At 37.4% G+C, this 14,866-nt stretch carries 8 protein-coding genes; 3 read left to right on the forward strand and 5 right to left on the reverse strand.

The window, feature by feature from the left end; translation table 11 throughout:
• Positions 1 to 54 precede the first annotated feature (54 nt).
• The 5 genes from PVV64_RS05630 to PVV64_RS05650 form a co-directional block, all read right to left on the reverse strand.
• The gene (locus PVV64_RS05630) at positions 55 to 1,329 is read right to left on the reverse strand and encodes a beta-ketoacyl-ACP synthase (RefSeq protein WP_273760147.1); all 1,275 of its coding nucleotides are present in this window, start codon (positions 1,327 to 1,329) and stop codon (positions 55 to 57) included.
• Between the two features lie 14 nt (positions 1,330 to 1,343).
• Complete coding sequence (locus PVV64_RS05635) at positions 1,344 to 2,519, reverse strand: beta-ketoacyl-ACP synthase (RefSeq protein ID WP_273760148.1); 1,176 nt, start codon at positions 2,517 to 2,519, stop codon at positions 1,344 to 1,346.
• Positions 2,520 to 2,530: 11 nt separating this feature from the next.
• The gene (locus PVV64_RS05640; RefSeq protein ID WP_273760149.1) at positions 2,531 to 2,815 is read right to left on the reverse strand and encodes an acyl carrier protein; all 285 of its coding nucleotides are present in this window, start codon (positions 2,813 to 2,815) and stop codon (positions 2,531 to 2,533) included.
• Positions 2,816 to 3,018: 203 nt separating this feature from the next.
• On the reverse strand, positions 3,019 to 5,337 hold the full coding sequence (locus tag PVV64_RS05645; RefSeq protein WP_273760151.1) for an NADP-dependent malic enzyme: 2,319 nt from the start codon (positions 5,335 to 5,337) through the stop codon (positions 3,019 to 3,021).
• 622 nt (positions 5,338 to 5,959) lie between these two features.
• On the reverse strand, positions 5,960 to 10,522 hold the full coding sequence (locus tag PVV64_RS05650) for a hypothetical protein (protein WP_273760152.1): 4,563 nt from the start codon (positions 10,520 to 10,522) through the stop codon (positions 5,960 to 5,962).
• 724 nt (positions 10,523 to 11,246) lie between these two features.
• Here PVV64_RS05650 and hfq point away from each other — a divergent pair.
• The 3 genes from hfq (at position 11,247) to PVV64_RS05665 (ending at position 14,803) form a co-directional block, all read left to right on the forward strand.
• Positions 11,247 to 11,486 (forward strand): RNA chaperone Hfq, encoded by a 240-nt coding sequence (gene hfq / locus PVV64_RS05655; RefSeq protein WP_273760175.1) that lies wholly within the window; start codon positions 11,247 to 11,249, stop codon positions 11,484 to 11,486.
• A gap of 55 nt (positions 11,487 to 11,541) precedes the next feature.
• Positions 11,542 to 12,885 carry a GTPase HflX gene (hflX, locus tag PVV64_RS05660; RefSeq protein ID WP_273760153.1) on the forward strand — a complete coding sequence of 448 codons (1,344 nt, stop codon included), beginning with the start codon at positions 11,542 to 11,544 and terminating at the stop codon, positions 12,883 to 12,885.
• A gap of 142 nt (positions 12,886 to 13,027) precedes the next feature.
• The gene (locus PVV64_RS05665) at positions 13,028 to 14,803 is read left to right on the forward strand and encodes a hypothetical protein (protein ID WP_273760154.1); all 1,776 of its coding nucleotides are present in this window, start codon (positions 13,028 to 13,030) and stop codon (positions 14,801 to 14,803) included.
• Positions 14,804 to 14,866 lie beyond the last annotated feature (63 nt).

A 14,866-nucleotide genomic window follows, 5' to 3' on the forward strand; every position in this document is an offset into this window, starting at 1 on the left:
TGTATTAAGGCTATGAGATTAAGTATGATCAAGTTTGATCAATATTGAAAAAGATTATCCTTTATAGGCTGTGATAACAAGACTGGTATTTTGACCACCAAATCCAAAGGAATTTGACAAAACTGCATTGACACAAGCTTTACGACTATAATTTGGAACAACATCTAAAGGGATAGCAGGGTCAGGATCATCATAATTGATTGTAGGGGGAAGGATCCCTGATTGAATCGTTAAAAGCGAAAAAACAGCCTCTATGGCGCCAGCTGCAGTTAATGTATGGCCAATCATTGACTTATTAGAAGAAACAGGAATATGCTTTAAAATATCTCCAAAGACTGTTGATAATGCAATATATTCCATCTTTTCATTTTCCGGTGTTGAGGTTCCATGCGCATTGATATAGTCAATTTCATTGATGGTTATTTTTGCATCATCTAAAGCTCCACGAACAGCTTCAATTGCTGGAGATGCATCGGGTTTTGAACGTGTACGATGAAAATCATCAGCTGTTTCTCCACAGCCGGCTAGAATCCCTAAAATTGTCGCATTACGATTTAGGGCACTTTCGAGAGATTCAAGAACAAGAGCACCAGCCCCTTCTGCCATCACAAAACCATCGCGGTCACGGCTGAAGGGTTTTGCTGCTTTTTCTGCAGGATCATTCTGGGTTGAAAGAGCAGATAATAATGAAAAACGGATAAGGGATTCTGCTGAAACTGAACCATCTGTAGCGATAGTGAGTGCACGATTCGTTTCTCCCCTTCGAATAGCCTCAACACCTAATTGAATTGCCGTTGCACCAGATGCGCAAGCAGTAGAAAGTGTGACAGGAAGTCCTTTTGTACCAATTTTTTTTTGCAGCTTTTCTGCAATTGCTCCAAATTGTGTGGCTTCGAAAAGTGTCTCATAGAGGTTATGGCGGCAGACTTCAAGAAGATGTGCATAAGAAGACTCCTCAATAGAGCTCTCTTTTTGATCAAGAGCAAAGCGTGCTGTCCAGTCAAGCTCAACCGGAGGAGCAGCTAGAAATAATGGTCCATTAAAATTTATTTTATCAAGGGACGCTTGTTCTAAAGCCTCTTCTGCAGCAAGCTCCGCAAGCCTTTCAGAAAGAGCTGAAGCACCAAGCGTACTTTCTTTAAGAAAATCAACTGTTCCAGCAATATGGGTCTTTAATCCTTCAATGGGAAAACGTGTTATTTTATGAATACCGCTAACACCGCTTGTTAATTTTTGCCAATTTTCCTGCTTACCTTGTCCCAGTGACGTTATGATTCCTGCTCCCGTTATTGCTACAAGCGGACGTCCAAAATAATCATGATATTTCACTATAGAAATTCTCCTCAGGCAGCAGTTAGGCGGACTATGCCTTCAGCTCTTTTAATGCCAATGGTTGTAACAAATGCTTCATGCACTTCTTTGGAAAAGGGCTTTTCATGTGTACTTAATGTTGGGAAACTGCATCTTTTGTCAACAGCAAGTGCAGCAATTGCAAGTGCTAAAAGAAATTGCGCTTCCCGCATATAACCAAATAATGTTGTAATACCACGGTAAAATATATCAGTCGTTTCAAAAGCATTTTGTTCTGCTTTGGTTACTTCATGGGATCCTGAGGCAGCGGAAATGGCGAAAGCAGATTTCGCTTCCATCATTTTTAACATTGATACAATTGTTTCTTCAAGCGAGACTTTTGTTCTATCTGTTTGATCTGTGATGATCTGGCTAATTTCAGCATAAGCATGTGCATTGCGTTTTCTTGCTTGTTCACCACTTTCAAGGACGAGAAAGATACCCCCAGAACCTGTTATAACACCGCCACCAGGATAATTTCTACGGTCCCATACCGGTGACCATCCGTTTTGTGTTAAAAGACCTCCAAGTTCATAGGCCAATAACATATCATAACTTTGTGCATTATAAGAACTTCCTACCAGTGCATGGGTGCTTTGTCCTGATCGAATACGAGCAACAGCAATTTGAAGTGCAGACAGTCCACTGCCTTCTTCGCCCATAAAAGTACGAGAAGAGCCCGTTACTTTATGAACAATCGAAATATTTCCAGCCAAAAGATTTGAGAGTTGTGCCAAAAACAAAGTTGGACGAAGTTCAGTCGAAAGAACTGAATTTAACATGGAAATGTGATCAGCTGTTGTACGTGCTTGTGAGAGAATTTGTGTATCAACGGCAATGTCACGTTCTCCACCACTTGCTGCGACGATCATATCCATTGTTGATGTTAATTGTTCATCATTTTTCATACCCGCATCATCAAGAGCAAGGCCAGCGGCATAAGTACCAAGACGTTGCCACGTGCCCATTTGCCGTTGATCACTTTTTTTGGGAATTTGTAAATTCCAATCAATTTCAGGCAATGCATGAACAAGGTAGGGGGAAAAAGTTGTATCATCAAGATTGGGTGTGTGTGTTGGATCATTCAAGAGTTTCCAATGATGATTAACTCCCTCACCAAGAGAGCTTATAAGTCCTATACCGGTGATGAATACAGCTTGATGGTGCATAGTAAAAAAAATTATTCCGCCTGTTTTAAGGCAACGAGTTCATCGATTTTTGCACAAAGGTTTTTAAGAACAAAATATTCTTCTGTTGCTACAGCACCTTCGTTGACTTCCTGTGTCCATTGTTCTAGAGGGATTTTAATGCCAAAATCTTTATCGATAGCAAAAACAATGTCCAGAAAATCAAGGCTATCGATTCCCAAATCATCGATTGTATGGCTTTCAGGTGTGATTATGCTGCGATCAATTTCACTGATTTCTGCGATAATATCAGCAACTTTGTCAAATGTAGAGGACAATGTACAATTCCTTATTATAGAGTTTCTAAATTCAAAAGACACTTAACGTTACTCTTCTAGCCTTTTTTTTCTTTAAAAAAAAGACTTAATCTTAGAACATAGCTGTCTTTCTCATAGGGTAAATACATTTGCAAGTGCATGAAATCTACACTTTAAGATTTTCAAAAACTTTAAAGTTTTATTATGCGTTTAGTTATTTCCATTTACTTTGTACTCGTTTTTTTTCTATTTGCGGCGAGAACGGCAAGAGCTGTCATATTGACTACTCCACGTGATGTGACCGAAGGTGTTAAGATATGTGCAGGACGTGAGGCTCCAATCAAAATAGGGCCAACATGAAGTGCATTGGTCAGGTTTTTTACAAGATTAAGTGTTATATTAGCGGCATCAAGTGTTGGAAAGACAAGCAAATTAGCTTCCCCTTTGAGGCGTGAATCCGGAAAAACACGGTCACGGAAAACTGTAGAAAGTGCAGCATCGCCGTGCATTTCTCCGTCGGCTTCTAAATCGGGATATAATTTGCTAAGAATTTCGGTTGCACGACGCATTTTGCGCGCACTTTCTGTATTTTTTGAACCAAAGTTCGAGTGTGACAATAATGCTGCTTTTGGTGTTATGCCAAATGCCTCAATTTCTTGTGCTGCTAATACTGTCATTTCTGCTATTTCTTCTGCAGAAGGATCTTCATTGACGTAAGTATCCGTTAAAAAAAGAGTACGACGTGGAGAAATAAGTAAACTCACAGCAGAAAAATGACGAACATTGGAATCGAGTCCAATAACTTGTTCAATGAGTTCAAGATGACGCTCAAAACGTCCTTCTAAGCCACAGATCATTGCATCAGCTTCTTCACGCATCACGGCGAGGGCGGCAATCGCTGTTGTTGATGTTCTGACAATTGTTTTTGCGACTTCAGGAGAAACACCACGTCTTCCTGTATAACGAAGAAATAAATTAACATAATCACGAAAACGTGGATCATTTTCTGGATTTGTAAGTTCAAAATCTATGCCAGGGCGAATTCTTAGACCAAAGCGTTTTAATCTTGCCTCTACAACACGAGGGCGGCCAATAAGAAGAGGAATTGCTGTTTGTTCTTCAAGAACAATTTGTGCGGCTCGAAGCACACGCTCATCTTCACCATTGGCATAGATGACGCGTTTACGTTTTGCTGTTTTGGCTGCCGCAAAAACAGGCTTCATTGTTAATCCAGAACGAAAGACAAATCGATTGAGAGTATCATAATAGGCTTCCATATTTTCAATCGGCCGAATTGCTACGCCAGTTTCCATTGCGGCTTTAGCAACAGCAGGCGCAATGCGTAGTATTAAGCGTGGATCGAAGGGGGAGGGGATCAGATAGTCTGGACCAAAACTGGGTGGTTTCTTTGAATATGCACGTGCTGCAATATCTGAAGTCTCTTCACGAGCGAGAGCTGCAATTGCATGGACTGCAGCCATTTTCATTTCTTCATTAATTGCGGTCGCTCCGACATCTAATGCACCACGGAAAATATAGGGAAAACAAAGAACATTATTGACTTGGTTGGGATAATCAGAGCGCCCTGTGCAGATCATTGCATCTGGCCTTACAGAACGTGCTTCTTCTGGCATAATTTCTGGTATTGGATTGGCAAGCGCTAAAATGAGTGGGTTGGGAGCCATTTTTTTTAAATATTCAGATTTTAAAACACCTCCCGCTGAAACGCCTAGAAAAATATCTGCATTCTCAATTATTTCAGATAATGTTCGTGCATTCGTTTTTTGTGCATAATTGACTTTCCAGCGATCCATGAGTGTCTTGCGACCTTCATAAACAACGCCTTCTAAATCGCTCAGCCAAATATTTTCAATTTTTGCTCCAAGACGAACCAAAAGATTAATGCAAGCTAAAGCGGCCGCACCAGCACCAGAAGAAACTATTTTTGCATTTTCAATTTTTTTTCCTGAAAGATTTAAGGCATTTAATACAGCTGCAGAAACAATAATGGCAGTTCCATGTTGGTCATCATGGAAAACGGGAATATTCATTCGAGAGCGAAGCTTTTCTTCAATTTCAAAACACTCAGGAGCTTTGATATCTTCAAGATTAATACCACCAAATGTAGGTTCTAAAGCAGAGACTGTCTCTATCATTTGTTCAATAGTGGGAGCATCGATTTCAATATCAAAAACGTCAATATTGGCAAATTTTTTAAATAAAACAGCTTTTCCTTCCATAACGGGTTTTGAGGCAAGCGGACCAATATTTCCCAATCCAAGAACAGCCGTGCCATTAGAGATAACAGCGACTAAATTAGAACGAGAAGTATATTGTGCGGCAAGATTGGGGTCTTTATGAATTGCAAGACATGGTGCTGCAACCCCTGGAGAATAAGCAAGAGCTAGATCACGCTGATTATCAAGAGGTGTTGTTGCTTGTATTTCCAATTTTCCAGGTTTGGGATGTTGATGATAAAAAAGTGCGGCACTGTCAAGTTCAGCTTTTTGTAAACTGAAGTCACTATTTCGTTCTTTAGACATTTTTGCGGTATCCTAGTGTATGTTTATATGAGATGTTCCATCTACAATAAGTTTCTTGCACTGATAGATTCTCATTTTTCTGAATATAAAAATGCATAAACAAATTGTCCTAGATCGATCAGTTTGATATTTTTTTGTGCTCGCGCTTCTTAAACAATTTTATTGCTATCAGCACAATAAGTCTTCTCCCCTTAACAAAATTCGCAGAAGTTCGTCAGTTAAAAAAATCAAGTAAAATACTACGCGTGGTTACATTACCAAGCAGTTATTTTTTTTGCAATGCTGGCTTTAGAAGAATAGAAAAGAGAGGCTTATTCACATTGTGTTAGGTTGTCATAAACATATGCTTTATGAGCGTTTTTATAAGTGAGAACAGGATTTACAGACTATTATTGTCTGAAAAAAGTGAAGTCATGAAGGAATTCATAAAAGAAGGAGGAGAAGTGATACTTATCCTATTATGTTATGCGATTTATAGGACATTGTTTGGGATATTTATAAAAATCCAATATTAATCATCCACTCAACCTTTGATGCAGAATGTTACAAATGCGTTACACGACGAAGAACAGTCACGACAACGAAAAAAAGTGAAAAAACACTTTTCCACTTTTATTATGAGTTATTGAATGCGACCACTCGCATGAGCAAGCATAGTATAGACTTTTCCAGTATCTGATATCAGGTATTTACGAATCGCATCGGAAGAACCAGAACCCTGCGAGATATCACGTAATAGTTTTTCAAAATCTACAATATATTGATTCACGGAATGTTTAAAATTAACATCACTCATATGTTTTTTCTTGATCATTTCAAATATCTTTTTTCCATTTGAAGTATAAAGACGTTCTGTAACGATATTTTTTTGTCCACGGCGATAGTGATCCCATAGCTCAACAACAGCATTATGGTTCATGGCTTGTACTATACCCCCTGCTAAAGAACTAAGAGACTCATTTGCAGAGCGCGTTTTGGTTTGTACCGGTGCAAAAACGGTATCATCGGGCACCTCATCATACCAAGTTTCTTCACGTGAAGCTCTTTCTAAGAGATTCGATACCCATTTATTTTGCCGCTTTTTATTGTGATTTTGTTGCAAATCAGGTTTAGGCGGCACTATCTTTTTAACCACTTCAGAAGAAATACTCTCACTCCTCTTAAGTGTTGATGATGAAGGAAGCGCTGACATTATCGGTTCATTGGCATTCTTTTGATTATTCTTTTGTATAACGTTTACAAGGTCTTTTAATGCTGTAATTTGTTCATTCAGAGCTGTGCGAATTGTTTGTGTTGTTTCTTTTGTTTTTTCTGGAAGCCTTTGAACATTTTCATTAAGATCATTATTAATTTTTGAAAGTTCTAAACGAACGTCATCAGCGGAGCGACGTATATCTTTTGCTGCTCCTGAAAAACGTACTGAAGCTTCATTAATAAGTTGATTCAGTGATTGTTGGAGTGAATGGGTGGAGTGACGCGCATTTTTATCCGTGCGTTCTAATGCTAAGTTGAGAACGTTTTCATAATGTACAATCAATTGATTAATTTCATTTGATTTTGCAACAAGTGCATTGCTTAACGCAGAGAGCATGTTGTGTTTTTCTTCAAGGGTTGCACCAAGTGAATTTTCAGACTGCTCGAGAACATGAATAGTTTCAGAAAGTGTTTTAGCATGTTCTCCAAAACGATTTGTTATATGATTAATCTGCTCAAATGTATTTTGTGAAAGTCCTTGCAGAATCTCAACATTGTTATGGAGCGCTTGATTTGAGGCTGATAATTGTTCTGCCACTTGGTTCGTATTGCGGAAAAAATGATTGGCAGCCTCATTGAATTGACCATCAATATTTTGAACTGTTGATAATAAAACATTATTATTTTCGTGGAAGCTATCAATTGATTGATTTAATTGTGCAACGATCGATGAGACATTCGTGACAAGATCATCCTTCAGAGCAGTTACTGTTTGAAGTGTTTCAGAGTTGGTTTGTGCCAAGCTATTCACTAAAGACTCATTGTATGCATAAATCCTTTGTTCAGCATCTTGTGTTGAAAGGGAGAGCTGTTCACTAAGATGCTGTGTTAAACAACCAATTGATTCCGTTGTATTCTGCGCTGCTTGATTTAAATGGCTTGTCAGTTCTGTAATTTTTCCAACGTGTTCTGAAATTTGAGTCGCTGTTTGATTCTTTGCTTCTTCCAAACGATCACTTACATCAGAAAGTTGATATCCTAAATTATTTTTTAGATTCTGCATGGAGTGATGCAGAACATTGCAGCGCTCATTGAGGACTTGTTCAATTTCTGTTGTTGAAGTGTGAATGGTTTCATTCAACAATGCCTGTGCATTATGACTGGCCGTTGTAAAGGCTTCAATTGTATGAGCTGTTTGCTCAGAGAGAACGGATAAAACTTTTTCACTGGTATCATAAACTGTTTGTTTAACGTTTGATACAATGCGGTTGCCAGACTCTGAGAGAATATTTTCTGCTTTTGTGGTAACATTCTCTACCGATGAAAGTATCTGTTCACTTGTAGAAGAAAGAATATCGGAGGCTTCTACCACTTTATCACGCAAGCTATTTGCAACCGTGTTAACGGAATCTTCCAATGTACTCCGTATATTATCAACACTTGTTTCGAGAGCTTGTTGAATTGCTTGACTTTGTTCATTATTAAGAATCATAGATGTTTGCAATGAATCAGAGCGCTTTTCAAGGACAGATGTTTGCATCTCTATAGTTTCACATATCTGTCCAAGCTTTTCTGAAAAAGCTTCTTCTAGGTTGGTTGCACGCTCAAAGATTTGGCGAGTATGATTTTCCAAACTCTCGTCCAAGGTTTCTATACGTGTTTCAAGGGCTTCAAAGAATGTTCCGTTAGATTGAGAGAGAGTATTCTTTAGAATTTCAGCATGTCCTTCGAGATTTCTGATATGCCCTTGAACCGTTTCGGTAATGTTTCGATTATTCGCTGCAATTGCATCTTCAACGAGGCCTATTTGCTGTTTTAACGCGGCATCAACATGTATGTCACTTTTAGCAATGAGATTATGAATCGTTTCCATCCGTTGTTCAAGTATACGTGTTTGATCTGCAAGAACTTCGTTAAGAGAAAAACTATTAATCGCCAAAGAATCACGAAGCGCATCGGCGCGTATATCAATATTTCTAGCTTGTGCTTCTAAAGCATCTTTCGTTGTATTGCAGCTTTGTGCAATAACTTTTTGTAGTTTTTCTGTACATTGAACGATATTTGCAACATGATTTTCTGCTTGATGATCAACAATTTGAACATTATCAATCAAAATCTTTTCAAGACTTGAAGTATTTTGTGCTAAGGCATCAATTTGAATTCTTAATGTATCGGCAATTTTATTCTTTTCATTGTCGAGCATGTTTGCCATGAGGGATCTTTGATCAGAAAGTTGCAATTTGAAGTCTTGCGAACATTCTTGTATGATATCAATAATAGCATTATCGATATGTTGAACTTCTTCTTTTAGTTTCTCTTTGCTTTTGTCGATTGCAGAAAGAATAGTTTCTTGGCCATTTGTAAAGGCGTCGGTGATATCAGCTGTTCTTTCTTGAAGATTTGCATTAATTTGCAAGACATGTGATTCCAAGAAATGACCAAGTTTTTCAGCATTCTCTTCTAGATCTTGACTGCGCGCTATGAAGGATTCAATGATGGAATTGCTGTGCTCTTTAAGAGAAAGATCAACATTTGCTAAACGGTTTTCAAAAGCTTCAATCGCTTCTGAAGTTACGTTATCAAATTTAGCAGAGAGTTTGTATGCTTTCTCATCGAGCTGTATAACTTTGTCATCAAAATTTTGTAGAAACTGATTATTGCGATTAATAATCGATTCATCTAGTGCTTTAAATTTTTCATCAACACTGTGGAGAGTTTGCTCTGTTGCTGCTTGTATATGCGTTGCCATTTTAGCAATATGCATTTCAGCTTTAGCAGAAGTTTCATGGAAAGTTTTCTCTATCTGTTTTTCATTATTATCAAAACGTTTTGAGAAGCTCTCAAAATTTTTCCCTAATTCGTGAAAAAATTCCGTGTTTTTTTGCTGGATTTGTGTTGTAGTTTTATTAAATTTTTCAACGAGTTGATTTGTTACGCCATCACCGGCATGGGAAAGTTTTTCAACAAGATCTTCTCCTTGTTTTTGTAAAGTCTGGGAAAGAGTTTGCACAAGCTTTTCAACATTGGTTACAATCTTAGAAGTAACCAAGCCAAATTCATCATTCAGTTGCTCTTGTGTTCCTTTAATTGTTGACTGAACTCGATCAGCATGATTCAAGATGGCTATACGTTCATTGCTCAATTCTCTTATAAGAGTATGAATGCGGGACTCATTTTCAGCATAAGCTTGTTCTAGATTATGAACTTCTCCTTGTATAATCGCTTCAAGCTCAACAGCACGCCCAAGGGTACGTTCAATCCCTTCGTTCATAGCCGCAACTTCTTCACGAATGGTCTGCCCTATAGCAAGAGCTTGTTTTTCAGAAATATGCTGTGGTTCACTAAGACGTTGTGCAGCATTGGTCATGAGAAGAGCAATATTATGCAATTCATTCGAGCGTTTTGTTAATTGAGCAAATCCCCAAGAGATAAGAATAGGAATCACTGTTCCAGCGGCTACAGCTAGTCCCGTCGAGGATGTAACAAAAGTAGTAATATTCGATAAAGAATTGAGTCCAGCAGGAGCTAGCTTATGAGCAATAATAGCACCTCCTGTTGCCCATAAAGCACTGAGTGCTGTTGTAGACCAATAGATTCGAGAGGTAGAACGCTGCTTTAATAATCCATAATTTAAAGGCGTTGTAATATCATCATTAGCAGGAAAAAGTTGTGTGGATAATAATCTGTTATGAACAGTCCCACCTGAAAGTTCAGATCCAGCTTTGGAAGCAAAAAGCTGTTCAACAACGGATTCATCAATAACAGCACTATCATGAATATTGGAGATAAGAGTCGAAGTACCATTTTCAGCGAAAACTTCTTCTTCTGCCATCGCAATCTTTTGAATGAGCTCATCTACACTAATAACATTATCAGAATTATTGGGTGATATTGTTTCAATCTCTGCATTAACAAAATCAAAATTCATAGCTTTTGAGAGAGCTTCTTCAACTTCAATTTCAAATGTTTGTAACTTGGTTCTGCGTGCCATACTCGCCTCGTACTCTTACAGACTGGAAAAGGATACCTCCTTCTTCAGATATTCCGACATACTAACTGTTAATTATTTAGAAAGGAATACGCTCCAAGAAAATTTTTGAAAACTTATCAAGATTAAAGTTAATGCAGTGCATTAACTTGTTCAAAAATATTACAAATCTCAATAAAAACAACATATTATTTGATTTTTAAAAAATCAAAACATTGTTTACAACTTTTAATTTATAAGTAAAACTATAAGCCTATTACATTTAGTTTAAGGGCAATCTGATGACAAGTGATACACAATGTTTTTTTTAAATTGCGATGTAGGAACAGGTTTGCGGTGTGCAGCCTATTTTTTCTCGTGATAAATTAACGAATCATGTTACTATTACACTTGTTTTTACTATTCTAAGGAATTCTTCTCTTTGTTTAAAATGCATAGAGTGTTCTAATATGGTATGCATGGGTGTTTGAGCGCGCAAAATGGAAAGTTGTTTTTGACTGAAATTCGTAAAAGGTAAACATGAAGAAATTTTCTTGATGACAGGTTTTCTAGATTATGCCACTCTTCATCTTTAAGAGTGTTATTTTTTCGGTGAAAAAGTGGTTTTTTTTCGTTATTAAGTTGTCTTTTGCTGATTTTTGAAGCTCCTACGTTGACAATTGTGTATTTTTCAGTCGATATGCGTGCACGGATATTCTATGCAATTGGTGATAAAGGTGTAAGAATAATGGCAGAACGATCACAACACCTGCAAGATGTATTTTTAAATACGGTGCGCAAGCAAAAAATTTCGCTTACAATTTTTCTTGTCAATGGCGTTAAATTAACGGGTATTGTAACTTCGTTTGATAGTTTTTGTGTTCTTCTACGTCGTGATGGGCATGCGCAATTGGTCTATAAGCATGCTATTTCTACGATTATGCCCGGACAATCTGTGCAGATGTTTGAAGGAGAAAATTCTGAATAAACAAGTCATGTCACTTAAAAATCTCTTATACCATGTTTAAAATGCTTGAATTGCCATGATAAATGAAAATAAGAGATTTGGGGGATTTCCTTCGCGAATTGAAAAACAAGTGCGCGCTGTTGTTTTGGTACCAATTTGCCAAGACAATAAAAGTGAAAATATCGCAAGGGGATGTTCAGTATCTTCTCGGCTTAAGGAGGCCTTAGGGCTCGCGCGTGCTATAAGGTTGGACGTTGTTTATCATGAGACGGTTAATATTGTTACACTTCGTCCAGCAACTTTGTTTGGAAAGGGTAAAGTAGAGGCACTTGCCCAATATATAAGTGAATATTCTATTGAACTTGCGATTGTAGATTATCCTTTAACGCCGGTGCAGCAGCGTAATTTGGAAAAATTATGGCATTGTAAAGTTATTGATAGAACAGCTCTCATTCTTGAAATTTTTGGAGAGCGTGCGCGGACAAAAGAAGGGGTTCTACAAGTTGAATTAGCGCATTTATCTTATCAAAAAAGCAGACTTGTACGTAGTTGGACACACTTGGAAAGGCAACGTGGTGGCCGTGGTTTTTTAGGGGGGCCTGGTGAGACGCAAATTGAAGAAGACAGGCGTCTTTTGCAAGAGAAAATTGTTCGGATCCGTCGCGAGTTAGAAACAGTTATGAAAACACGTGCTCTTCATAGAGCTAAAAGAAAAAAAACACCCCATCCTGTTGTTGCTTTAGTGGGATATACCAATACAGGAAAATCAACACTTTTTAATCATTTAAGTGGTGCAGACGTCTTGGCAAAGAATATGTTGTTTGCAACGTTGGATCCTACTTTGCGCAAAGTTATTCTTCCCCATGGACAAACTATTCTTTTGTCTGATACGGTAGGCTTTATTTCTCACTTACCAACGCATTTGATTGCAGCTTTTAAAGCAACCCTTGAAGAAGTGGTTGAAGCTGATCTCATTCTTCATGTGAGAGATATGTCTGATTTTGATCATCGTGTGCATGCTCAGGATGTTTTGGGGGTACTTTCAAGTCTTGGTATTGATATTGATGATACCGAACGTATCATAGAGGTTTGGAACAAAATTGATCTATTGGATGAGCAAGCATTAAATGTCTTGCAAACAAATGCAAAAACACGATTAAATCCTGCGGTAATGGTATCAGCGCTCATGAACGATGGATTGGATCAATTATTGATAGCAATTGAAAAGCGGATTTTTGGAGAAATGCAAAAGGTTGAATGTCTTTTAAGACCTCATCAAATGTCGCTTATTGATTGGTTTTATGAAAACTCTGGTGAGATTATGCAAGAAGGACATGATGATGGTTCTGTTACCATTAGAGCCGTACTTACCTGTGAAGCAAAAAAACGCTTGGATTATATCAAACAAAATCTAAACTGAAGTTTTTGTAAGATATTCTTGAATATTTTTTCTTAAATTTTACAGTTGTCTCATAGCAAAATAATATGACTTCAAGTTAAGAGGATAGTTACTACTTTCTCTTAAATAAAAGTCATGAAGTATTTTGCTGGTTGAAAGAAAGATGATTCTTAAGTGCGATAGAAAACTGTTGGTCCGCACAGTATTGCAAAACATTTTGGTTGTTTTGTTGTTAGCAGTGCTCTGTACATTTTTGATTTGGATGTATTATTTTATTCAGCCACGGATTTATCGGGCAACCTTAACATTTTCAGTATCGGATTCTATTGGGAAGCCTTTGCCAATTGATAAACAAAATAATGTTATCGCTTTTCTTCTTTCACAGCCCATAGTTTTAAACGATTCACGCTTACAGAGTCTTTCTTTAGGGAGTTCTCAGAAGAAAGATTTTCGTGAAAATATCCGTTTGTTGCGCAATGGTAATTGCTTTGATCTTATTTTTGAAGCAGAAACTCTTGAAGCTGCTCAACACGGATTAGAGATTTGGTTTTCGGCATTTTCAAAAGCAATTATACAACAGCAAAAAAAAATATTGTTAAGAGAACAGCAAACTGCTCAACACTATGATAAGACTAAGATTTTCGACATAATGCATGGATTTCGTTCTTCTGTTGATTCTTTCATTTATCACAATATAAAACAAACAGAGCTTCATGATCTTTCTGTACAATTAACGGAAGCGACTTTAAAGCGTATTCATTTAACGAGTGTGAATTCTACTATTAATATGGCGCGCGAGAAAGGACAATCTTTATTGTCTTTATCGTTTATTGCAGGCAATTCAATGATTTCTGCATTGGAAACTAAGCGTGATCTTTTGGAAACGCAAAGAGCGCATATGGTTGTACAATTAGGCTGGACACATCCTCAAATAAAAGCAATGACTGCTGAATTAGAGGCGGTTTCTCAGCAATTAGAAAATAAAATTTTGCAAATTGTTCACCAGTTTCACTCCGATGAGATTCTGGCAACAGAATTCGAAAAACAACTTAAAAAAAGGATGAGTTTTTTTGTAAAAGATCAATCCCAGTCTTTGAATCAAATGTTTAACGAGCTCGAAAATAAAATAAGAGCTGTGGTAGATGCGCAAAACAAAGAGATGAATAAGGATTCTTCTCTTTTGCACAACACAAAGATTCATGTCGTTGTACCAACAACGTTAACAGCAATTCCTTTTATGGATGTTTATGGAAAGAATGTTATTATCAGTGTCTTTACGAGTTTGATCACTCTTTTGGGAGGAGCATTGTTGTTTCGTCAATGTTCTGCAACAAGGAAAGATAAACTAAGAGAAAATGATTTTAAAAGTGGTGAGAGCGCTTTTGTATCTGAAAAAATAGAAAATCTTGAATCTTTTGTTACAATAGAAGGATTATCCGATTTTTTGAAGCGTTGCACTTCGGTGATCATTTCAATTATTGGGCCAGAAGCTGCACGAACAGCAGCAAAGCTCTCTCTTCATCTCATCAAAGAGGGCAAAACCATTCTGTTGGTTGATGTTTCTGGTCAACAAATAGAGAAAGTCATTGGTCCACATAGAGGATTGACCGATATTTTAACAGGAAATGCTCAGTTGCAGGATGTTATTTATCGTGATTATGACACGGGCATTGATATTCTTCCACAAGGGTTAACGAGTGCTGTGTCTGCACAAGATTTTTTAGATGGTATTCCGAATCTCTTACAAGAATTTAAAAAGAATTATGATTTTATTATTTTAGAGATGGAGAGTGAACCTCAATATGGAGTTGAACAATTTGCGAGGCTATCAGACTATTATATCTGTAGTATTGCTCTTCATGAACAAGATTGGATACGAAAAATGGTGCGTCAGTTTCCAAAGACTCTTTATCGTGTGGTGGACTCATATCTCTCATAGAATAATATGAATTGCATGTTATTGTGCTACCCTTGTTTTATACTAAAGTTGTAGTACATAATT

It is taken from the genome of Bartonella sp. ML70XJBT.G (genome assembly GCF_028618575.1).
Lineage (GTDB): Bacteria > Pseudomonadota > Alphaproteobacteria > Rhizobiales > Rhizobiaceae > Bartonella.